This window comes from Geovibrio thiophilus (genome assembly GCF_004087915.1).
Taxonomy (GTDB): domain Bacteria; phylum Chrysiogenota; class Deferribacteres; order Deferribacterales; family Geovibrionaceae; genus Geovibrio; species Geovibrio thiophilus.
Genome location: NZ_CP035108.1, coordinates 2,055,550 through 2,076,781 on the forward strand (window position 1 = coordinate 2,055,550; position 21,232 = coordinate 2,076,781).

Here is a 21,232-nt window from a genome sequence, read left to right on the forward strand (position 1 = left end):
ATAAGATTTTACTTCTACTTATCCGCCCTTCAAGCGGGCGACATGTCGGCAGTGAAGCCCGGCGGCGTGGAGGCATTTCTGCCTATAAGCGCGCTGATGGGGCTCAAGCGCTTTGTGTTCAGCGGAAATTACGATATGATCCACCCTGCGGGACTGACGCTTCTCATTGTCTTTCTTTTAATCAGTATAATCTTCAAGCGCGGCTTCTGCGGATATATCTGCCCCATCGGGCTCATCTCCGAAACAATAGGCTCCGCAGGCAGAAATATCAAAATCCACAGGTTCATAGCCTACCCGCTGTCCTCTCTGAAATATCTCCTGCTGGGGTTCTTTGTTTATATCATCCTCATACAAATGTCTCTGCCTGCCATAGAGGGTTTCCTCAATGCGCCTTACAACAAGGTTTCAGACGCAAAAATGATGCGCTTTTTCACAGAACCCTCCCGCACTACCCTCATGGTTCTGGCTGTTCTCCTGATACTGGGGCTTCTTTTCCGCAACTTCTGGTGCAGATTTCTATGCCCTTACGGAGCGCTGATGGGGCTTGTGTCGCTCGTATCGCCTTTCAAAATAAAAAGAGAGAAGGATGCCTGCGTGAACTGCATGAAATGCACGAACATCTGCCCGATGGATATACAGGTGCATAAAGCCGGAACAGTCCATTCGCCGGAGTGTATAGGCTGTCACGACTGTGTCAGGGTTCGGGCTAACGATGAGTGTCTGAAAACTTACAAATCAGACTACAGATCCCTGACCCTTGCGGTATTTGCGGTATTCTGGATAAGCATAGCCGCCGCCACGCTCACCGGATTCTGGCGGTCGGAGGTATCAAGCGGGGAATATCTCTTCTGGCTGGAAAGGCTCGGTCAGCTCAGTCACTGACAGTTAAGGAGTCTGGTTACGCAGGAATAAACATCCGCGAAGCTGATCGGCTTAAAAAGAATTTCGCAGTCCTTCAGGGAGCATGTTTCCTCTCTGAAGGCTGTGGTTATTATAAATTTGGGCTTGCCGCCCTGCCCTCTTATCTTGTCCACAAGCTGAAAGCCGTCCAGATGGGGCATAGAGAGATCTGTTATGACAATATCCGGCTGTGTTTCCATAAAAATCTCAAAGCCTTCCCTGCCGTTCCCCGCCTCGTAAACATCACTGAAATAGAGCCTGAGCTGGCGTACCATAAGCATTCTGGTGAGCGCCTCATCCTCTATGTACAATATTTTTGCCTTAACAGTTTCAGCCGTCATCTTTCACCGCCGCAGATCTGAGAACCAGTCTGAAAACAGCACAGCCATCCTTTGATTCGGCGGTCAGATACCCTTTCATATGCTGTTCCACTATATTTTTTGACATATACAAACCAATGCCTGTTCCTTTACCCTCTTCCTTCGTAGTGAAATAGGGATCAAAAACTTTCTGAATCACGTTCTCAGGTATTCCGCCGCCGTTATCCTTAATGCTGAGAACTATATTGTCGCCGCAGGCATCCAGATCAAATTCAATGAATCCCTGAAAGCCTTCCGCCTCACTTTGCCTTCTTTCGATTATAGCATCTCTTGCGTTGTGTATGATATTGAGCATAACCTGTTTGAATTCGCCTTCATAACCCCTGACAAGCGTCTTTCGACTCAGACACCCGGGGCTCTCCACAGAGTTTTCGCTGAAGTAAGAATCGTCGCCGCATCTGCATATTATGCGGTAATCGATGCTCGATGCCATAAGCTGTGCGCTGACCAGCCGAATGGTCTCCAGAACGGAGCGTATGATCTCGAAGGGCGCCGAGCTTTTATCGGGAGCAAAGAAGCGTCTGAAATCATCGATAGTGTCGGACATGTGGTTGATTATGTGCATGCAGTCCTTTTCGATCTGGTTTACGTATGAGTCATCAAGCCCCTGACTGAAGTGGGTCTCCCGCATATCCTGAACATACAGTCCCAGTGCGTTGAGAGGCTGGCGCCACTGGTGGGCTACAGCGTTTATCATCTGCCCCATGTCAATGAACTTTTTCTGTTCCATCATTATCTTTTCGCTGAAAAGCCTGCGTTCGGTCTCCTGATCAACCTTCTTTTCAAGAGCTTCGTTGAGGGCTTTCAGTCTGTTTTCCGCGTCCTTGCGCTGGGTAATGTCCAGAACCACAGCCATAATAACCTCACGCCCTTCGACAAAGGTTTTCTGAATATGTATTTCAACAGGGTACAAGGTTCCGTCCTTACGCCTGTGAACTGTTTCAAACATTACCGTTTCCTTCTCCCCCTCTATAACAGGCAGAATCTGTTTTCTGAACGACTGAAAAGTCATCTGAGGTTTGATGTCCAGAGTTGTCATCTGGAGGATTTCTTCATGAGAGTACCCGAGATTTTTGCAGGCTCCGCGGTTTACTTCCACAAACCGGAGGGTGTCTATATCGTAAATAAAGATTTCATTCAATGAGTTAGCGATTATATCGCCGAGATAGTTTTCCCTTGATTTGCTTTCCTTATATTTTTTCTCAAGATCGCTTATTATCCGCATAAACGAATTTTTCATCATAAGAATGGTGAGACATATGAAAATAACTGCCATAATCACGGCAAGTCTCAGATAATGGGTGATCGCCATTTTCTCATTTGTTATATCCTGAAAGGTCACGAGACTGGCTATCTTCTGTCCGTTGTAGCCCTTAAGAAAATGATCCATGTGGACACGGTAGAATTTGCCGTCCTCATTAATCTCTGTTAAAACGCCTTTGGAGAAATCAGCCTTATTGAAAATCGTCACAAAATCGTCATTGGATACATTGATCAGCCGTTCGCCGTCCAGACTTTCCGCCCGGGGCTCAAAGCAGAGGTTCTCAGCCTTATCCGCTGGAATGAACAGCCCCATTTCAAGATCCAGCGTGTTTTTCATGAGAGAGAGCAGATAGTCCACCCCAATGCCCACTTCGGCTATGCCTACAAAAACGCCCATATAGTAAACGGGTTCCGCGTATCTGTAGTGAAGTCCGTAGCAGCCGAGATCAAAACCGAAACGCGGCTCCTTTTTATCGGCTACCTCCTCAAGCATGGGTCTGGGGTAACCGGAATAGTTGAGATGTCCGGGCGCGTGCATCCGCATGAACGAGCTTCCGTTTTCATCATGAATATGTATGATTATTTCCGTGTGATACTCCGCCACGAGAGCGCCGTATTTTTCATTGAAATAAAGTCTGATTCTTTCCCTGTCCTTTGATGCCATCGCCTCACGAAGGTAATAGTCGGACAGAAGAGCCCTGAACCTGCTCCTCAGTGAGCGCTCAAGCTGATCAGACTGATAGCTGAGCATAAACTCTATTTTCTTATGCTTGTAATCTATTGCGGACGAAAGGTCATTACGCACATGGACAACGGTGAGAGCCGTAAACATGAAAATCGCCATCAAGACTATTAGAACGACTCCCAAAGTCGTCTGACGCGTAACTGACAATGAAAACTCCCTGACACATATTCAAAAAAATGCACGCCTCTGGCTTCTGTACAGTTTTTCCGGGCGCTCAATGTTAAATATATGTCCTCTCTGTTTCTTAACAATAAATATTAGCACCGGAGAGCGAACATAGCCTTAATAGTTTCACTGCTTTTTATCAATCAGGCGTTTGCAGTCCTCCATAATAGAATAAGCGCTGGGTACGAAAAGAAGCGCCACAATCGTTGTGAAAAGCACGCCGAAGGCTATGCTGACCGCCATGGGAATGAGAAACTGAACATGTATGGATGTTTCAAGTATCATAGGCGCCAGTCCGAAAAAGGTTGTGAGAGACGTCATTATTATAGGTCTGAATCTCCTTTTTGCCCCTTCCATGATGATTTCATCGTTTACATAGCCTTTATCCCGTCCGAACCTGTTTATAAAGTCCACCAGAACAAGGGAGTTATTCACCACCACACCGCTGACCGCCACCATGCCGAATATGCTCATGAGGCTCAGGGTAAGTCCCAGAAGCATATGTCCGGCTGCCGCTCCCACCAGCCCAAGAGGAATGGAAAACATTATAATAAGCGGCTGAACATAGCTTGCCAGAGGAACGGCAAGAAGAGCGTATACGATCAGCACGGCAAAAGTCATATTGTATTTCAGGCTGTCCATGGATTCCCTTCTGCTCTCCTCCTGACCTTCAAACTTCCACTCAAGACCGGGGAAGAGGCTCTGAACCTCCGGCATGGTATTTTCAGCCAGATCTCTCATTATCTCCTGCGGGTTTGAGAATACTCCGGCAGTGGCTATTACATTCACAACCCTGCGCCTGTTGGTGCGGTTTATCTCCGTGAGATCCTCAGTAAAGTAAACCTCAGCCACCGAGCTCAGTGGAACCTCCGAACCGGAAGGGGTTTTAATGTTAACAGCGTATACGTCACCCAGATATTTACGTCCGGAATAAGGATATTTCACCCTAACTGTCACCTCGTCCTGTCCTCTCTGATAAATAAGCGACTTTATTCCGAGAAAAGCCGGAGAAACCTGAGAGGCTATGGTCTCGTTCGTGAGTCCGAGAGATCTTCCGTAGCCGTTAAGCCTATAATGAATCTCCTGCTGCTTTGACGCAAAGGAGTCCTCAATATCATAAACCCCGCCGTATTCCGCCAGCTTATGCTTTATTATGCCGCTGGCTTCCCTCAGCACTTCCTCATTATCATGATCCAGACGGACGGATATATTCGCGCCGAAATTTCTGAGCTGCGAATCGAAGCTCAGTGATTCCGCGGAGCTTATGCTGCCCACCGCCTCACGCCATTTTTCCTCAAACAGCCCTGTACGGAAATTGCGGATTTCATATTCGTAAAGCATTACGTTGACAACGGCGCTGCCGTCTCTGCGTATGCCGCTGTTAACGTATTCTATAAAGCCCGTGTCGCTTCCTGTCTCCCTCATCATCTCCGCGTCAACCTTAAATGCCGTTTCCTCAAGCCTTTTCACCACCCTCTCAGTGACGGCTGCCGCAGTTCCTGTGGGCATTACCGCTGTCGCCCGCACTCTGTCTCCCTCAAGCGGAGCCATGAAACGGAACTTGAGATTGCCGGAGCCCACAATACCGGCAAAAATTATGGTGATGGCAATGAAGACAGCCACAGTGGCGTATTTATACTCCATAGTCATCCGCAGGAACCTGTCAAAGGGTCCGTTCACGAACCTGTCCAGAGCGTTTCTTATTCCGTCTCGTATGCCAAGAGAGAACTTAGGCTTGGCGTCTCTCTCCCTGCCGCTGTTCATATGCGCGGGAAGAATAAAGAAGGACTCCATAAGCGAAACCAGCAGAACTGATATGACCACCACGGGGAGGGTGTTCATCAGAAGCCCCATGCTCCCCTCCACAAACAGAAGCGGAGCGAACGTGGCGACTGTGGTAAGCACTGAGAAGGTCACGGCGCTGAGCATCTCCTTTGTTCCGTCAACTGCCGCCCTGTATCTGGTTTTGCCGGACTTGTAATGGGTGTGTATATTTTCACCCACGACTATGGCGTCGTCCACCGCTATACCCAAGGTCATTATGAAGGCGAAGGTTGTTATCATGTTTATGGAGGCGCCCGCCAGATTCAGAAAATAGAAGGAGCCGAAAACGGAAATAGGTATGCCCAGTGCCACCCAGAGAGCGACACGGGTTTCAAGAAACACAGCAAGAATAAGCACCACCAGAGACAGACCGAAGGCGGCGTTTTTCATCAGAAGATCTATGCGGTTCTGAAGCTGCTCCGACCTGTCATCCCATATGACAACTTTTACTGATTCGGGGAAAGAGGCGGTTATCTTATCAATAGTTTCGTGAACCCGTTCGGACACGCTTGCCGGAGTCTGCTTGCCCACCCTGTAAACATCTATGGAGATTGACGGAGCGCCGTTAAAGCGCTCAAGTATATCCTGCTCCTCAAAGCCGTCGCTTATTTCCGCAATATCGCCCAGAAGAACTGTGCCGCCGCCCGCTGAGGATACGACAGGGATACTCCCGAACTCACTTCCTATTCGGCGTTTATCGTACATCCTGAGCTTTATGTCACCCGATTCGGTTTCAAGTGTTCCCGAAGGGTAGTCCATGGAGTTTCCTCGCAGTGCGTCCGAAACATCCCTGAGAGTGAGGCTGTACTTTCTCAGTGTTTCCTCCGGTATCCAGACGGCTATCTCCCTGTCCTTCACGGCCACATACTCAAGCTGGGTTATGCCTTCCGTGGCAAGGAGCCCGTTTTTTATCCGATCAGCGTAAAAACGCAGAGCCTCTTCGTTCACATCACCGTACACGCTGACTGTGAGAACTTCTCTGCGCCGTATCTCAAGCTCCACATCAGGCGTTTCCGCCTCGTCCGGATACGTGGATATTTTATCCACCTCAGACTTAACATCCTGAAGCGCCTGCTGCCTGTCCATTCCCTTGATAAGCTCAATGCTCACCGAGCCTGAGCCTTCACCTGCCACGGAGGTTATCTTATTTACAAAGTGAAGACTGCTGACGGCATCCTCCGTGGGAAGAACCATCCCTTCTTCTATTTCGGAAGGGGAAGCGCCTGTGTATTCAAAAGTAATGTTTATTATATCCTTTTCAGAATCGGGAAAAACCTCCTGTTTGGTGTTCAGCATCATGAAGATACCGCCCACAAGCAGGAAAAGCATCAGCAGATTGGAGGCGACCTTATTCTTCGCCATCCATGCTACGGCGCCGCCCCTGAGCATCATTTAAGGCTCCCGGAAAGGGTGGAATTATCAGCCGTGCGGACAGTGACATCCATGCCGTCAATGGCGCCTCTGAGTCTTGAGACTATCAACTCCTCTCCGCCTCCAAGACCAGAGGACAAAAGCACCCTGTCCGCCTTGTAGGAATGGACTGAGACAGGAATTATGCGGAGCTTTCCGCTCTCCACAGCCCAAACCTGTGAGCCTTCCCTGAGAGCGGCTTCGGGTATGACAACCCTCTCTTCCGGCTCTCTTGTGCGGAGAACGGTTTTTATATTCATCCCGATTGCGGGATAGGGTTTATCTTTTAAATTTTCAGGTGTGAGAGGAAGCCTCACGACGGCTCTGACCATTCCGGTGGTTTCATCAGCCCCGGGAAGAAGCTTTGCCAGATAGCCTCTGTACTCCCATGAGCTCTGTCCGTCTTTCAGTATGACGGAGGCGGGCGAAGCCTCAGTCTCGTTCAGCGAGAAGCGGAAATCCACCGACACGGAAGCGGGGAAAGGCACAACGACCTCGTAAAGCCGGCTGCCCGCCAGAGAACCCAGCACATCGCCGGATTTCACGACGCTTCCGTTCTGTATGGAGGATGAAACAACCACAGCACTGAATGGCGCATAGTAAACAGTTTTGGCAAGGGTGTTTTTCGCTGACCTCAGATCATTCTCAGCCTGAGCCAGCTTCGCCTGAGCTTCGGCTTTCTGAAGCTCATAATCAGCAAGCCGTCCGGGTTTCTCCGGCCGTTCCTTGCCTTCGTTCCAGAGCTCCCACTCTTTGGCGGTTATGTCAGCGGAGTGCTCTATTTCGGCGAGATTGAGTCTGGCTGTCGCCACCGCAGTTTCCGCAGCGCTCAGTTCCGCCTCGTAGGAGACAGATTCCAGCCTGAAGAGAACCTCGCCCTGCCTCACCCTGCCTCCCTCTTCAAACGAAGGGTTCTTATATATAACTGTTCCGCCTGTTTCGGTTTTTATCTCTATTGTTTTTTCAGCCTGAATACGCCCGTATCCTTCCCTTTCAAGGGGTATAAAGGTTCTGGAACACACCTCGGTTATCACGACAGGCGGAATCCTCGCAGGCTCTGTCTTTTCGGGAACGGGAATGTTGGACATATAATATTTCCAGACCAATAGCGATACTCCGATCACCGCCACCGGCAGCAGAATTTTGATTATGCTCTTCCTCATTTCCCGTCTCCTGATTTATCTGCTATATATTTCTCTTCCCATCCGCTGCCTAAGGCGCGTATGAGGCTTATTCTGGCGCTCACAAGCTCACGCTCAGCACCGAGAAGCGAAATCTCCTGCTCCAGCATGCTTGTTTCCGCGGCAATCACGCTCCTGATGGGGATAAGACCACCTTTAAACTTCAGACTGCCAAGCTCATAAAGCGACCTGTTTTTCTCCGCCGTGCGCTTAAGCTCCTCCAAGGATTTCTCCCTGTAGGCGTTCTCCAGCAGTCCCTTTTCTATGTCGTGCAGGGCGGCGAGAACCGCTTGTCTGTATTTAAGAATATATGAATCAAGCTCCAGCTCCTTCACCGTCACAGCGGTTCTCTTCTTTCCGCCGTCAAACACCGTGAACAGAGCATCCGCCACCAGAGAAAAAGCGAAAGCCTCCGGACGGATGAGCGATGAAACGCTGTCCGAACCGTAGACTCCGGCGGCTGAAAGGGAGAGTGACGGATACCTGTCCGCAATGGCTGCGGCAAGCTGTCTGTCTGTTCTGTAGATTGCGTATTGAGCCGCCTTTATATCCGCTCTGGCGGCAATCACCTCAGCGGGAATGGCATAGGGCACATCAGGAATCCTCACGTGCCACCCCTGCGGCAGCTCGGGCAGCTCTGCTCCCTTTATCGCCAGCATGAGGGCTATCTCTTCCCTGAGGCTCATGAGGGTAGATTCGGATGATGCCCTGCTTATCCGTACTGTTTCCAGCTTCTTTTCGGATTCGTATATATCTTCAAGGCTGCCAAGCCCTGATTTAAAGGCGTTTCTGTCCGCCGTGACCAGTTTTTCGTAAAGTTTTTCAAGGGCTGTGAGTTTTCCGAGGCGCTCGGTTTCGTAGCGGTACAGGAAATATCTGTCAGCGAGTTCCGCCGACAGGGACAGGTACTGCCCGCGAAGAGTCATTCCTGCGTATGCCGCGTCATATTCGGCGGCTGATACAAGGCTTGAGTTTCTGCCCCATATGTCCGCCTCCCACGAGGCTCTGGCGGAGAGTTCATACTCGTCCTGCCATCTCCTGCCGCCGTCTGCTTCACGGGAGGTATCCGAAACGCCGACCCCCGCTGTCAAGGTCGGCAGTCTGTCCGCACGGGCGGATTTTACGCCCGCACGCTTTATCTCAAGGGATACATAGGTATCCTCAAGCTCATAGTTTTTGGCAAACATTTCACGGATCAGCCCGTCAAGGGCAGTGTCATCAAAAACATTCCACCACTCAGAAGAAAAATCCGGCACATATCCGGAGGAAACATTCACAAAGCTTTCAGGAGCGCCGGTATTAAGCTCTTTCACTTTCAGCGACTGCTCCCTAGCTCCGCAGGCAGAGAGTACCGCTGAGACAGCAAACAAAAAAATAACAGTATACTTCATAATCATCCCTTCCCCGCGGAATAATAAAACTCTACTCTACATTGACCGTTATTATCCAGAAAAGTCCGGCCTGTATGGTAAATTTTTGTAAAGCGGCAGAGAACCGCTTAACTTAAATTAACGTGATTTTATTGCGGTTTACTTTTATAATTGTATCTATGAATTTTATAAATGCAAATATACTGATTATAGACGATGATACGGAACTTTGCGAACTTCTTGAAACCTATCTCGGAGAAGAGGGTTTCGGAGTGGAGAGCGTACATGAGGGAAAATCAGGACTGGCAAAGGCTCAGGACGGCGGCTTTTCCCTGATCATTCTTGACGTGATGCTCCCCGGGATGGACGGCTTCGCCATACTCCGCGAACTCCGCAAAACAAATGACACTCCTGTTTTCATGCTCACAGCCAGAGGTGAGGAAACCGACAGAATCTCCGGCATTGAAAACGGCGCCGACGACTACCTGCCCAAACCCTTCAACCCGCGAGAGCTCATAGTGAGAATAAAAGCCATACTAAGAAGAACTGGAAGACAGACAGCGGGAGTTACAATAGAGGCAGGCACGCTGCGAATAAACACATTACGCCTCAGCGCATACGCCGGCGGGCAGGAAATCACACTGACATCCGCCGAATTTCAAATACTCGAAATGCTTATGCGCAGCGCAGGCAAAACAGTGAGCAGGGATGATATATCAAAATGCGTATTTGAACGAGAGCTCAACTCCTTTGACCGAAGCATAGACGTTCACATAAGCAACATCCGTAAAAAAATCGGCGACCCCGACATTATAAAAAGCATCAGGGGCGCAGGCTACATTCTGACGGCAGAGGTTAAAAATTGAGGCTGGGCAAAGGCGGAATCTTCCTTAAAATTTTCATTTCATTCTGGATAAGCCTCATAGCGTTCAGCATACTTAGCATATTTCTCTATGTTATGTCAGATAAGGATTTTATACGTATTCTATCAATAAAGGCGCAGCACTCAAACGAAATCAACCTCAATATTCTTTTTGTCGACAGACACCTGACAATGGACACGGACAGCTTCATAAAATATGTGAGAAAGGTCTCCGCTAAATCTCCGAACAAGACGTATATTTTTGACAAAAATCTTGAAGAGATAACCGGACAGCCCTTCTCTGAGGAAGCGATGGAAACCGTGACCACGCTTGCCAAACAGAAGCTCCGTGTTGTCAGGCAGATAAGCGACAGTCAAATTCTCAATGCGTTTGTTCTGCGGGATTCAGCAGGCAATATGCCGGAAAAAGCCTCATATCTGCTCACAGTTTATAACAGACCGGAGAGAAGAGTGATTGCAATGGTGTGGTTCAAAGAGTATTTTCAGGAGATTATGCTGCACATCATAATTATATCCCTGATCAGCTTCTACCTCGCCAGACACCTTACCATACCCCTGAAAGAGATCAACGAAGCATCTGACAGAATATCGCAAGGCTCATTCGACATATCACTCAGTGAAGTCGCACACAGGAATGATGAATTCGGCGAGCTTGCCCACAAGTTCATGCTGATGGCGGAACGCCTTGAGGAGAACAGGCAGCAGCAGATAAGGATGTTCAGGGATATTTCCCACGAGTTGAGATCCCCCCTCACCAGAATGCGCCTTGCCATAGAGCTGGCGCTTGCCAAAGCGGATCAGCCCACCGCCAAGCTGCTTAACCGCATAGAAACAGAGTGGAACAGGATGGGGACGATGATAGCCGACCTTAAGGCAGTTTCTGACTGTACCGGAAAGCAGATACAGTTTGAGCATTTCGATCTCTGCTCTCTCATAGAAAACCTCATGCCCGATTTTCACTTTGAAGCGGAAGCCTCAGGAAAGAAAATAATCTTCAACGGATGTTCCTGCTGCAAAATTCACGGTAATAAAAGACTGCTCTCAAGCGCTATAGAAAATATAGTCAGAAACTCCCTTAGATATGCTGCGGGAAGGATAGAAATAATTGTTAACACGGATGATCTTTTTTTCACAGTTGAAGTTCTGGACGACGGACACGGAGTTCAGGAAGAAAATCTTGAAAGGATATTCGTTCCCTTTTTCAGGGAAAACTCAGACAGAGACAGGCAGACCGGAGGAACCGGACTGGGGCTTGCCATAGCTAAACGCGCGGCAGACCTCCACAGGGGAGAGCTTTACGCCGCCAATACAGACAAAGGCTTCTGTATAACAATGAAGCTTCCTGTGTAGAGAGATTCACCGCGCCGCCTGTTACGGTCTGTCTGGAAAAGGCGGAGGGGGCGGAGGTCCGAACCCGCCCGTCGGCGGAGGAGGGGGCGGGGTTTTCTTGAACCTTTCATGAAGCTCATACAGTTTTTTCATCTGTCCTTCATCCAGAACTTCATTCATTTTTCTGAAAGCTTCTTCAAAAATTTCATCGGCCTCACGCTTCGTTTTATCCCTGAGCGCATCTGCCTTCGGGCGCGCCTCGTCAAGAATACGCCTTACATCGGCAGACTGCTCAGGAGTGAGCTTAAGCTCCCGTTCAAGCATGGAGTGAATTTTTGCCGCCACATCGTGCGGCTCTTTACGCATATGATTAAACTGTGCTATGCGGTAAATATTCATGGCAATTGCGCCTGCCACAAAACCAATAAGAAATATAACAACAAAATAAGCAGACTTTTTCATGGCATACCTAGATCACTACGCCTGAGACACCGGTCACAAGCAGTTCCATGAGATAAAGCGTCTTTTCCTGCACCATATAGTTTTCGGTAATGAAAAGAACAGCCAGAAGAACGCACAAAACAGGTACAAGCACCGCGAATGCCGGTGTTTTCACCATCGAGATCTCAGCCTCTTCCGCCATGCTTTCAAGCGCCTTTCTGTAGGCTCTGTCAGCAAAGCCCTCATCCGGCGCAGTGTTTCTGCCTGCCCTGCTAGCCGCAGCAAGTTCTTCCGTCAGTCGTTTTTTCTCACTCATAATTACTGTCCCTGATTCCCATTCTTTTAAGTGCGTCTGAAAGCTTTTTCTTTGCGCGGAAGGCTCTGACTTTGACCCCCGCTCTTGTCATATTCATAACGTCCGCAGCCTCCGCAGCGGAGACTCCGTCAAAGTATACCAGCTCCATCAGTATTCTGTCCTTGGGAGAAAGAACGAGCATAGCTCTGTCGAGAATCATCCTCAGGTGCGTCTGCCTGCTTTTTCTCTCAAACTCATCGCCCGCGCTTTCGGATTCCAGCCTTTCAAGCAGGTTTCCGCCCTCATAGCTCAGACTGCTGAGGGAAGTTTCGTTCTTTCTGTATTCCCGCCGCCAGTAGTCACAGCAGCAGTTTATGCTCACTTTTTTGAGCCAGCCTTTGACTTTTTCAGAATTATCCAGTGTTTTCAATGACTTGAAAACTTTTATAAAAACTTCCTGTGCAACATCTTCGGTCATGTCCTCCGGAACATGTCTTCCCACGGTTTCAAAAACCAGCGACTCGAATCTTTTAACAAAGACTCTGAAATATTCGTATTCCCCGCAGACAAGCCTTTCTATCAGCTCTCTGTCGGAAATATCAGGCTGTAGTTTGCTGCACATTCAAAATAACATTCTTCCGCGTTTACCTTATTCAGTCAATTATTAAATTTATTGGGGCGGAGGGAACTCTGTCTATCCCGCTCCGCCCCTTTCGGGTGGTGTGCGTCCTGTCCGAACCTTGCATCTTTAACTGTCATTAATCCTTACGCTTCGCCGAAAAGAAGTGAGTTCATCATCATGGAGTATTTGTACTCAAAAGATCCCTTCTCCTCATCGGTCGATGTCATTTTTTCCAGCGCGCTGAGCAGCATCTCTGAAATCTGACTGAGATTCTCCTCTTCCGCAACTGTTTCGGCTGTTTCTTCGGCTTCCTCGGATTCATCCGTCTCGGAAACACTCAGAGTTGTTTCCGTTTCAGTGTCCTCTCCGGCTTCCGCAAGCGCTTCCAGAAGGCTCAGAAGAGTTTCGTCAGTGGTTGTTTCCTCGGATTCACCCATCGGGGGCATTCCGCCGGGAGGAGGTCCTCCGGCAGGTTTCCCGCCCTGCATGCCGTACATCCCTTCCTGAGGGGCGTTCTGGTGCATGTCATACGCCTGCTGAGCCATTTCGGTGAGGCTTACGCCCTGCTCTTCGGCATAGGTTTTCAGTTCTTCCGAGGCTGATTCAGCAACGCTCTCCGCGCTGAACTCCTCTTCGCTTTCCGCTGCTTCCTTGATGGCGTTTCTGAAGTCTTCCATGTCTGTCTGAAGCTCTTCGGGCATGTTCACCATGAAGCTGCCCATTTTGCTTATCTCTGCCTTATCTACAGAGGAAAGTGATGCAAAACGGCTGTCTTCGCTGTTTTCTTCGGTTTTGCTGCCGGAGGAAACCTGTGTGAGCCCGCTGATCTTCAGGTTTTCATAAAGACCGCTTGAAGCAGAAATTATCATGTGTCATCCTCCCTGAAGTTGTATTCGGCATCCTGCCTGATACCACCTTAGACGAAGGTGAGTTTTCAGCGGTTACATTTGTTTTGATCTGATAAAATAAATTAATGATATTTTTTTCGTATTGACTTGACCTGCGGCATTTTAATAATTAAAATCAATTTATAATGATTACAAACTTGTTTTCATTATAGCTAAGAAGGAGCATATGAAACACAGCAACGAAGAAACTGCGGCAGAGCTTATGAACCGGAATATCAGACCCTCATTCCAAAGGGTGCGTATTCTGGTGTATATGCAGGAGAACCTCTGTCACCCCACAGTGGAGAAAATCTTCAATGATCTGCACACCGAAATCCCCTCTCTCTCAAAAACCACCGTTTACAACACCCTCAGTCTTTTTGTTGAGGCTGGTCTGGTGCGGATTCTGAACATTGAGGACAATGAAACAAGGTACGACATAATTATGAAAAATCACGGACACTTCAAATGCGAATCCTGCGGTGAAATATTCAATTTCAGGATAAACCTTGACGACTTTACCGCAGACGAACTAGGCGGTTTCATAATAAACGACAAAAACGTTTATTTTAAAGGCATTTGCCCTAAATGCAGGAAAGAAAAAATTAAGGAGGCAGAGTAATGGACAAAAAGAAAAAGAAAAAACTTACAACCGTTGCAGGCGCACCCGTAGTTGATAACCAGAATGTTCAGACCGCCGGTCCCAGAGGTCCTATGCTGCTTCAGGATGTTTGGTATCTTGAAAAACTCGCTCATTTTGACAGGGAAGTGATACCCGAAAGAAGAATGCACGCCAAAGGCTCAGGCGCCTTCGGCACATTCACCGTTACACATGATATAACTAAATACACAAAGGCTAAAATATTTTCAAAAATCGGCAAAAAAACCGATATGTTCGCGCGCTTTTCAACCGTTGCGGGGGAAAGGGGCGCAGCGGACGCGGAAAGGGACATCAGGGGATTTGCCATGAAATTCTACACAGAAGAAGGCAACTGGGACCTTGTCGGCAACAACACCCCTGTTTTCTTCCTGCGTGACCCGCTGAAGTTCCCCGACCTTAACCACGCAGTCAAGCGTGATCCCAGAACAAACATGAGAAGCGCTAAAAATAACTGGGATTTCTGGACATCTCTCCCCGAAGCTCTGCATCAGGTCACGATTACGATGAGTGAAAGAGGGATTCCCCAGTCATACCGCCATATGCACGGCTTCGGCAGCCACACTTTCAGCATGATTAACGACAAAAACAAGCGTGTATGGGTCAAGTTCCACTTTGTTTCACAGCAGGGCATCAAAAACCTCACGGATGAAGAAGCGGAAAAAGTCATAGGTAAATGCCGTGAAAGCCACCAGAGAGACCTGCTTGAAAGCATCGACAAGGGCGACTTCCCCAAATGGAAGATGTTCATTCAGGTTATGACGGAGGAAGAGGCGAAGAAAATGCCCTACAATCCGTTTGACCTTACAAAAGTCTGGTTTAAAAAAGATTTCCCGCTTATTGAGGTAGGCTGCTTCGAGCTGAATAAAAACCCCGAAAACTACTTTCAGGATGTCGAGCAGGCAGCTTTCAACCCTGCGAACATTGTCCCCGGAATAGGCTTTTCACCGGATAAAATGCTTCAGGGCAGGCTGTTCTCCTACGGTGATACACAGCGCTACAGGCTCGGCGTGAACCACCACCAGATTCCCGTAAATGCTCCCAGATGCCCGTTCAACAGCTACCACAGAGACGGACAGATGCGCACAGACGGCAATCAGGGCTCCACTCTTCACTATGAGCCGAACAGCTACGGCGAATGGCAGGAGCAGCCGAAATTCCGTGAGCCTGTGCTTGAGCTTGAGGGCGGAGCATGGAACTGGAATTTCAGGGAAGACGATGACGACTACTACACTCAGCCCGGTCTGCTTTTCAGGCTCATGAGCCCCGCTCAGCAGAAGGTTCTCTTCGAGAACACGGCAAGAGCCATGGGAGACGCTCCTGAAAAAATAAAGGTGCGGCACATCGGCAACTGCATGAAGGCGGATCCCGAATACGGCAAAGGCGTTGCCAAGGCTATGAAAATCGATATTAAAAAGGTTAAATAACTAAGAGATTGCTTCACTAAAGTTCGCAATGACGGCAAATTACTTCACTGCGAGGCAGTCTCAGTTTTTTACTTTTGTCAACAACTTCAGAGGCGGGTTTCCCCCGCCTCTCTCTTTTTATCCGCATGCTTAACCGACTTTAATGGATAAAATTTGAAAATTACCTTTACTTCCGGCAGATTACCCAGCCGCCACAGTCATTTTGAAATATTTCAGTGAGACCGCCGAGTTGGTTGAAGGTGTCCGCTATGGTTTGCGGAGTATGTTCCGCCCCTGTTTTCTTTTTGACCTTTTTGGGCCACTCGGGACTTCTTTCCCTCATTTTTTCGATTACAGCCTGTTTCACCCTCTGCTTGCCGAAACCGCTGCCGATAAAGATTATTCCGCCCGGAGCGAGAACCCGCATAAGCTCTCCGAAAGCTCCGAGATGATCATCCCAGAACCAGACTGAGCTTCTGCTCACTATAAGGTCAAACGAACCGTCCGCAAACGGGAGACTGTGCACCCCCGCTACAACCGCTTCGGCTATGCAGGAAAAACCCCAGCCGCCCACTCTTTTGCGGGCAAGCTCAACGGCATCCGCAGAAATATCCGCAAGAACAAGACGCATATCGACCATTCTGGCTATCTCAAGCCCCAAATGCCCGCCTCCGCAGCCTATATCAAGGCACGTTCCGCTCTCTTTTCCGGTGATTTGCAGAATCTGTTCCGCAACAACAGGATAAAGGGGGGCAAACACCTCTTCGGCTATGGAGTCAAATTCCTGCGCCTTGTTCTGCATAAGTTATCACCTCAAAGTGCTTTTTCTGCAAGACCGAGGAACTCCTCCATCCCGAAATCTATTTTTTTGCCTGCTCTCAGCATGTTTCTTATGCTGAGGATTTTAGCGTCATAGGCTTCCAGAACAGAGAGATTCTCCTTCTCCTTTTCTCCTGTTTCGATAACAGCGGATATGCCTCCGTTGCTTATGGCTATGCGTCTGTTACCCATAAGAGCCAGAATCGGGTCATGGGTGGACATGAGCACGATCTTTTCTTTTTTCACAAGAAGATCCAGAGCTTTTTTTCTGTCAATACCTGCGTTTTCTATCTCGTCAATAAGCACAATCGGTGATGAGCTGAGCAGAGCCGTATCTGCTATCATCAGCGCTCTGGACTGACCGCCGGAAAGCTGCGTCAGCGCCGTTGTGCGCTCGAATTTCTCGCCGGCAAGCTCGTTGGCGCACTCTATGACGGCCGCAACGGTATTTTCTATATCCACAACCATGCGGCTTGAGGCGTGCATGGCGACAAAGTTTTCCGCATTAAGATCAACCACGAAGTTCATATTCTGCGAAAGCTGCGCCACAAGCTTGTTCTCAAAGCGGAAGCGCTCCTCCTGCGAAGGGGTTTTTCCGTCTATGAGGATTGTCCTGCCAGTAGGCGTATCCTTCTGGGCGAAGCATTCAATATCTGCCAGAAGACGGCTTTTTCCTGATCCGGTGGGACCGACAATGCACATTATGTCACCCGGGCGGAGCTCAAGCTCCACATTCTCCGCACGTCCGTTTTTATCTGTTCCGCCTATTACAGTAAGAGAGTTAAGCCTGCGTCTTGAGCCCTTCATAAGCGCAGACGCCTGCTCCATAAACTCAAGGAAATGGGTGCGCATCTGCTCGTGAGAGAGTCCGGCGTCCTCCATTGTTTCCTCATCAACGGATTCTATGAGCTCAGCCGGAGTCAGGAGGCTGTCCTTCCATGAAAGACCGATGGAACGGAAATAATCTCCTGCGTAAGGGTGCTCCTGAAGCAGCCTGCCGAACGGCACTTTAAGAAGATGATTATTCATTCGGCACCGCCTCTTTGAATGCCATTTTCTTAACATTGCCCTTCTGATGGGCTACGCCTATATCCGTTTCCCCCACGCAGTAGGGACAGATCGCGGCGGGAATGGAGAAGCGGAGCCTTGCCCCCTCAAGAGAAGTGACCTCGGAGGCCTCATCAAACGAGAAGCTCAGGTCATAGGCGCCCTGTCCGGTAATGCCGTTAACAAACATCACCGCCGCCTTAGGGTTAGCCTGACGGACACGGAAAGCGAAAACCTCCCTTTCCGCCTGAGAAACTATGTCTCCCTTGGTGATAACGGCTATGTCTGCGTAACGGAGCATAGGACCAATCTTCTGCGGTGTGTCCACCCCTGAGAGACAGTCCACAACACAAACGGCTGTAACGCCCTTTATGTGGGGCGCACAGCGGTTGCAGAGTCCGGCGCTTTCGCTTATGAGCACGTCAAAACCTTTCTCCAAGCCCCACTGAACACAGTCATCAATATTGCTGACAAAGTAATGGTCGGGACACAGATTGCCGGAAAGTCCGGTGACAACCGTCAGACCCGCTTCCGTATACAGCCTGTGGTCAAGGGCGGAGAGGCAGTCGAATTTGACTATCCCTATTTTCCCTTTGTATTTACTGAGGTATTCTGCTGTTTTTATAATAACCGAGGTTTTCCCCGCGGACGGGGGTCCCGCAACTGTAATAAGCTTCATTTATCTTCCTTTGATTTATCAGCGGATAACTACGTGGAGCTTTTTGCCCTGCTCTTTCCTGTGCTGCCTGAGTTTTTCCATGAACCTGTCGTTCATTTCGTCAGAAAATTCCTTCATGTCCCTTTCCCTGATGAAGTCCCAGCCGAGCCATTTGATTTTTGCCCCTTCAGGGAGATGGTTGTTCGCCTCAGGGTGGACAGAAGGGAAGAATGAGGAAGCCATAATGTCCGCCAGTTCAGTTCCTGTCATATAGTCTATAATTGGTTTCAGCCTTTCCTTTTCACTCTTTTTGACAAGCATATACATGGGGCTTGCCATTGCGCCGTCCTCAGGCCAGATTATCTCCGTATGCTCGGTATTCGGGCAGGATTTGGCGAAAAACCACGGCAGAACATAAATAGCCGCTCCGGTCGACATGGAGCTTCCGGCTGCTTTTGCCATCTGAGAGGCATGCCAGCCGTCCTTGATATTGGGCAGAAGCATGTCCAGCCCCTCCTGACCGTAATCCTTCCAGATGTTTACGAGGAGAACCTCACTGATGTAATCGTCACTGCCGCCGACTATGATATTGTTTTTATACTCAGGCTTGAGCAGATCGCTCCATCTGCGGGGAACGGGAAGATCTTTGAGTTTTTTGTAGTCCACAAGAATGATGTAAGTATAGACAGCGTAAACAGTATAAACACCAAGCGGATCTTCGATTCCCGCGGATGCGAAGGGCTCGGGCATCGGCTTCATCTGGCAGGATTCATAATGACCGCTGTCCAGAAAGCGGGAGGTAAACTGACTGCGGTAGAAGGAGCCGAAACCTATGGAACCTACAATATCGGGCAACTCGTCTATGTTGTGCGACTGCCATATATCTTCATACGGATCCGCCCCGCCGCAGCCCATCGGCACAAAGCTGACGAATTGTTCCCCTGTTTTTTCAAGGTGTTTCAACATCGCTTCCTCGTATGACTCCTTGAAAAGATGCTTAACGGGGCACACCATGTAGCCGAGAAAATCCGGCTTCACGGGGGGCGCGTCCTCTGTGTAAAGCATGGGAGTTTCGCACGCTTCTATACGCTTTTCCAGAAGCGGAAGGAAAATTTCGGGGTTAAGCTCTCTCATCTTCATAAATGAATCAAGAGTAAGGGTTTTTAGAAACGCTTCATTCTCCGAGAAAGTACCGAGACCGTTCATGATAAACAGTTCTCCGGTTTCGGGAAATTTTGCGAAAATGTCTGAAATACTCATTTCAGGCTTAATATTTTTCAAGACTGCCTCCTTGAAACCGCACGCTCACGACGCACGTAGATAATATAGCCTGATCCGTCACTTAAAATAACGACATCGCTATGAAGTAAACTATATAGCGACCTTATTAAATTATCAATAAAAAATCTGTGTATCGTTTTATGTTCTGAATAGTATCTATTTTATCCCTTTTGCACTGTTTGTCCATAACAAAGGGCATAATACAGGTTGCATTTGGCAGACGTTTTACCTAGTCTTGGATTTCAAGGGGAACAATTATGAATATTTTCAGCACAGTTGGGCTTTTTGTAATTACAGGTCTGGCGGAGATTACAGGCTGTTATCTGCCCTATCTCTGGCTTAAAAAAGGTGCTTCTGCATGGCTGCTTATTCCCGCAGCGCTTAGCCTTGCTCTTTTCGCATGGCTGCTCACGCTGCACCCTGCCGCCGCAGGCAGGGTTTACGCTGCTTACGGCGGAATCTATGTAACAGTCGCCCTTGTGTGGCTCTGGCTTGTGGACGGGATTAAGCCGCATCTGTGGGACTACGTGGGAGTAGCGGTAACCCTCTGCGGAATGGCGATTATTTTTCTCGCTCCAAGGGGATGAGCACACCCGCGGTTTTCCGCAGTTCAGCCGCGAGGCTGAACCAATTATCTAATTACTTTTCACTTCCACTACTTCTTCTATATTAAAGTAATATTTACTGCCATCTTTTATAAACGGAATTTTCCCGTCCGATTCTCTTTCAACGTATAACTTTTTTCCTTCAACAAATAAAAAAGGTCTGTAATCATCATAAAGAAAAAACTTGTTTTTGAGGTATGTTTTTTCACCTACTTTCTCTAAATAATAATATTTTGTATACCCGTTATGTTTAAAAACATTTCCACCCAAGCTCATTACATTAAATGCAAAATAGCCGTTTGCCCTCATTCTAACTACAAGCGGAACATCTTCTTCAGAATTTTCTCCATATACAAAATACTCATCCACATAGAGTAACCCATTTTTGTATTCACCGGAATCAGGGATAACCAGAACTTCTTCTAAATCACTTTTATAATTGGGGTGATATTTACCAACAGGAAGAGTTGACAACCCGTGTTGATTGGCCACAAGAGATAATTTAGTATAGTCAGTTCCAGTATTCACTGCAACTGTAACTGCGGAAACAATGATACTCACTATACTACTAGTATCAATTACTCTGGCTGAATAAGCATAAGCATTGCTTCTCCATATTTCTTTCTCGGTCGCAGTATTTACAATAGCGTATGACAAACCAACATCAACATTACTTGAAATAACATTATAACCAGTATCCCATGCATTTATGTCAATATAAACTATTGCATCAGCATTAAATACCTCTTTAAGTTTTGAAATTGGAATATTTCTTATCAGTTCATTCTCAACAATATTCTCGCTTTTAAAAAAAGCATCAACAAGATGTACAGGGTATACATAATATCCCCTTTCAGCCAGAGGTTGCGTAATAGAATATCTAAAATGTTCTGCTGCATCAGCTGCTGTTGTCGTATTTCTTGCCGGTAAAACGAGAATTGATGTAGGGTGGGTATTAAAGTAAGATTTGTAGTAATCACCCTTTTTGACAGAAGATGACGTTGCACACCCTGAAAACACAAAACTTAAAAAAGAAATTATTAAAATCAGTTTTTTATTCATA

At 48.1% G+C, this 21,232-nt stretch carries 20 protein-coding genes; 6 read left to right on the forward strand and 14 right to left on the reverse strand.

What is annotated here, in order from left to right; translation table 11 throughout:
• Positions 1-42 precede the first annotated feature (42 nt).
• A complete protein-coding gene (locus EP073_RS09685; protein WP_241653991.1) occupies positions 43-882 on the forward strand; it encodes a 4Fe-4S binding protein in 840 nt (279 codons plus the stop codon).
• Here EP073_RS09685 and EP073_RS09690 read toward each other — a convergent pair.
• The 5 genes from EP073_RS09690 to EP073_RS09710 form a co-directional block, all read right to left on the reverse strand.
• On the reverse strand, positions 876-1,241 hold the full coding sequence (locus tag EP073_RS09690; RefSeq protein WP_128466949.1) for a response regulator transcription factor: 366 nt from the start codon (positions 1,239-1,241) through the stop codon (positions 876-878). The genes EP073_RS09685 and EP073_RS09690 overlap by 7 nt on opposite strands.
• Positions 1,231-3,387 carry a PAS domain S-box protein gene (locus EP073_RS09695; protein WP_241654081.1) on the reverse strand — a complete coding sequence of 719 codons (2,157 nt, stop codon included), beginning with the start codon at positions 3,385-3,387 and terminating at the stop codon, positions 1,231-1,233. The genes EP073_RS09690 and EP073_RS09695 overlap by 11 nt, the downstream gene beginning before the upstream one ends.
• A 192-nt stretch (positions 3,388-3,579) precedes the next feature.
• Positions 3,580-6,669 carry an efflux RND transporter permease subunit gene (locus EP073_RS09700; protein ID WP_128466951.1) on the reverse strand — a complete coding sequence of 1,030 codons (3,090 nt, stop codon included), beginning with the start codon at positions 6,667-6,669 and terminating at the stop codon, positions 3,580-3,582.
• A complete protein-coding gene (locus EP073_RS09705; RefSeq protein ID WP_128466952.1) occupies positions 6,666-7,850 on the reverse strand; it encodes an efflux RND transporter periplasmic adaptor subunit in 1,185 nt (394 codons plus the stop codon). The genes EP073_RS09700 and EP073_RS09705 overlap by 4 nt, the downstream gene beginning before the upstream one ends.
• Complete coding sequence (locus EP073_RS09710; protein WP_164885329.1) at positions 7,847-9,259, reverse strand: efflux transporter outer membrane subunit; 1,413 nt, start codon at positions 9,257-9,259, stop codon at positions 7,847-7,849. Before EP073_RS09710 ends, EP073_RS09705 begins: the two co-directional genes overlap by 4 nt.
• Before the next feature lie 158 nt (positions 9,260-9,417).
• On the opposite strand from EP073_RS09710, the gene EP073_RS09715 reads away from it, so the two are divergent.
• Together EP073_RS09715 and EP073_RS09720 are read left to right on the forward strand one after the other, a co-directional pair.
• Positions 9,418-10,104, forward strand: coding sequence for a response regulator transcription factor (locus EP073_RS09715; protein WP_128466954.1), 687 nt, complete (start codon positions 9,418-9,420; stop codon positions 10,102-10,104).
• A complete protein-coding gene (locus EP073_RS09720; RefSeq protein ID WP_128466955.1) occupies positions 10,101-11,471 on the forward strand; it encodes an ATP-binding protein in 1,371 nt (456 codons plus the stop codon). The genes EP073_RS09715 and EP073_RS09720 overlap by 4 nt, the downstream gene beginning before the upstream one ends.
• A 21-nt stretch (positions 11,472-11,492) precedes the next feature.
• Here the strand turns inward: EP073_RS09720 and EP073_RS09725 are convergent, their stop codons facing one another.
• From EP073_RS09725 to EP073_RS09740, 4 genes are all read right to left on the reverse strand, one after another.
• The gene (locus EP073_RS09725; RefSeq protein ID WP_128466956.1) at positions 11,493-11,912 is read right to left on the reverse strand and encodes a Spy/CpxP family protein refolding chaperone; all 420 of its coding nucleotides are present in this window, start codon (positions 11,910-11,912) and stop codon (positions 11,493-11,495) included.
• Between the two features lie 7 nt (positions 11,913-11,919).
• Positions 11,920-12,207 carry a hypothetical protein gene (locus EP073_RS09730; RefSeq protein WP_128466957.1) on the reverse strand — a complete coding sequence of 96 codons (288 nt, stop codon included), beginning with the start codon at positions 12,205-12,207 and terminating at the stop codon, positions 11,920-11,922.
• Positions 12,200-12,808 carry an RNA polymerase sigma factor gene (locus EP073_RS09735; protein ID WP_128466958.1) on the reverse strand — a complete coding sequence of 203 codons (609 nt, stop codon included), beginning with the start codon at positions 12,806-12,808 and terminating at the stop codon, positions 12,200-12,202. The genes EP073_RS09730 and EP073_RS09735 overlap by 8 nt, the downstream gene beginning before the upstream one ends.
• A 143-nt stretch (positions 12,809-12,951) precedes the next feature.
• Positions 12,952-13,677: a hypothetical protein gene (locus EP073_RS09740; RefSeq protein WP_128466959.1), complete on the reverse strand. Its 726-nt coding sequence runs from the start codon at positions 13,675-13,677 to the stop codon at positions 12,952-12,954.
• Between the two features lie 205 nt (positions 13,678-13,882).
• Between EP073_RS09740 and EP073_RS09745 the strand changes: the two genes are divergently transcribed.
• Together EP073_RS09745 and EP073_RS09750 are read left to right on the forward strand one after the other, a co-directional pair.
• Positions 13,883-14,317, forward strand: a complete 435-nt coding sequence (locus EP073_RS09745) for a Fur family transcriptional regulator (protein ID WP_128466960.1) — start codon at positions 13,883-13,885, stop codon at positions 14,315-14,317.
• Positions 14,317-15,780, forward strand: a complete 1,464-nt coding sequence (locus tag EP073_RS09750; RefSeq protein WP_128466961.1) for a catalase — start codon at positions 14,317-14,319, stop codon at positions 15,778-15,780. The genes EP073_RS09745 and EP073_RS09750 overlap by 1 nt, the downstream gene beginning before the upstream one ends.
• A 166-nt stretch (positions 15,781-15,946) precedes the next feature.
• On the opposite strand, the gene EP073_RS09755 is transcribed toward EP073_RS09750, so the two are convergent.
• Genes EP073_RS09755 through EP073_RS09770 form a run of 4 tightly spaced genes read right to left on the reverse strand, consistent with a single transcriptional unit; the run spans position 15,947 to position 19,564 of the window.
• Positions 15,947-16,561 (reverse strand): class I SAM-dependent methyltransferase, encoded by a 615-nt coding sequence (locus tag EP073_RS09755; protein ID WP_128466962.1) that lies wholly within the window; start codon positions 16,559-16,561, stop codon positions 15,947-15,949.
• Between the two features lie 11 nt (positions 16,562-16,572).
• On the reverse strand, positions 16,573-17,607 hold the full coding sequence (locus EP073_RS09760; protein WP_128466963.1) for an ATP-binding cassette domain-containing protein: 1,035 nt from the start codon (positions 17,605-17,607) through the stop codon (positions 16,573-16,575).
• A complete protein-coding gene (locus EP073_RS09765) occupies positions 17,600-18,304 on the reverse strand; it encodes a GTP-binding protein (RefSeq protein ID WP_128466964.1) in 705 nt (234 codons plus the stop codon). Before EP073_RS09765 ends, EP073_RS09760 begins: the two co-directional genes overlap by 8 nt.
• Before the next feature lie 18 nt (positions 18,305-18,322).
• On the reverse strand, positions 18,323-19,564 hold the full coding sequence (locus EP073_RS09770; protein WP_128466965.1) for an ABC transporter substrate-binding protein: 1,242 nt from the start codon (positions 19,562-19,564) through the stop codon (positions 18,323-18,325).
• Positions 19,565-19,821: 257 nt separating this feature from the next.
• Here EP073_RS09770 and EP073_RS09775 point away from each other — a divergent pair, with 257 nt between their 5' ends.
• Positions 19,822-20,151 (forward strand): YnfA family protein, encoded by a 330-nt coding sequence (locus EP073_RS09775; RefSeq protein ID WP_128466966.1) that lies wholly within the window; start codon positions 19,822-19,824, stop codon positions 20,149-20,151.
• A 48-nt stretch (positions 20,152-20,199) separates the two neighbouring features.
• Here the strand turns inward: EP073_RS09775 and EP073_RS09780 are convergent, their stop codons facing one another.
• Complete coding sequence (locus EP073_RS09780; protein WP_128466967.1) at positions 20,200-21,231, reverse strand: DUF799 domain-containing protein; 1,032 nt, start codon at positions 21,229-21,231, stop codon at positions 20,200-20,202.
• Between the last annotated feature and the right edge of the window lies 1 nt (position 21,232).

Bases quoted from the DNA above. Each gene is read 5' to 3' on its own strand.
- EP073_RS09780 (WP_128466967.1), bottom strand. From the start codon at position 21,231: ATGAATAAAAAACTGATTTTAATAATTTCTTTTTTAAGTTTTGTGTTT.
- EP073_RS09725 (WP_128466956.1), bottom strand. From the start codon at position 11,912: ATGAAAAAGTCTGCTTATTTTGTTGTTATATTTCTTATTGGTTTTGTG.
- EP073_RS09740 (WP_128466959.1), bottom strand. From the start codon at position 13,677: ATGATAATTTCTGCTTCAAGCGGTCTTTATGAAAACCTGAAGATCAGC.
- EP073_RS09750 (WP_128466961.1), top strand. From the start codon at position 14,317: ATGGACAAAAAGAAAAAGAAAAAACTTACAACCGTTGCAGGCGCACCC.
- EP073_RS09685 (WP_241653991.1), top strand. From the start codon at position 43: ATGTCGGCAGTGAAGCCCGGCGGCGTGGAGGCATTTCTGCCTATAAGC.
- EP073_RS09760 (WP_128466963.1), bottom strand. From the start codon at position 17,607: ATGAATAATCATCTTCTTAAAGTGCCGTTCGGCAGGCTGCTTCAGGAG.
- EP073_RS09745 (WP_128466960.1), top strand. From the start codon at position 13,883: ATGAAACACAGCAACGAAGAAACTGCGGCAGAGCTTATGAACCGGAAT.
- EP073_RS09730 (WP_128466957.1), bottom strand. From the start codon at position 12,207: ATGAGTGAGAAAAAACGACTGACGGAAGAACTTGCTGCGGCTAGCAGG.
- EP073_RS09735 (WP_128466958.1), bottom strand. From the start codon at position 12,808: ATGTGCAGCAAACTACAGCCTGATATTTCCGACAGAGAGCTGATAGAA.
- EP073_RS09705 (WP_128466952.1), bottom strand. From the start codon at position 7,850: ATGAGGAAGAGCATAATCAAAATTCTGCTGCCGGTGGCGGTGATCGGA.
- EP073_RS09715 (WP_128466954.1), top strand. From the start codon at position 9,418: ATGAATTTTATAAATGCAAATATACTGATTATAGACGATGATACGGAA.
- EP073_RS09695 (WP_241654081.1), bottom strand. From the start codon at position 3,387: ATGGCGATTTTCATGTTTACGGCTCTCACCGTTGTCCATGTGCGTAAT.
- EP073_RS09765 (WP_128466964.1), bottom strand. From the start codon at position 18,304: ATGAAGCTTATTACAGTTGCGGGACCCCCGTCCGCGGGGAAAACCTCG.
- EP073_RS09775 (WP_128466966.1), top strand. From the start codon at position 19,822: ATGAATATTTTCAGCACAGTTGGGCTTTTTGTAATTACAGGTCTGGCG.
- EP073_RS09700 (WP_128466951.1), bottom strand. From the start codon at position 6,669: ATGATGCTCAGGGGCGGCGCCGTAGCATGGATGGCGAAGAATAAGGTC.
- EP073_RS09755 (WP_128466962.1), bottom strand. From the start codon at position 16,561: ATGCAGAACAAGGCGCAGGAATTTGACTCCATAGCCGAAGAGGTGTTT.
- EP073_RS09710 (WP_164885329.1), bottom strand. From the start codon at position 9,259: ATGAAGTATACTGTTATTTTTTTGTTTGCTGTCTCAGCGGTACTCTCT.
- EP073_RS09690 (WP_128466949.1), bottom strand. From the start codon at position 1,241: ATGACGGCTGAAACTGTTAAGGCAAAAATATTGTACATAGAGGATGAG.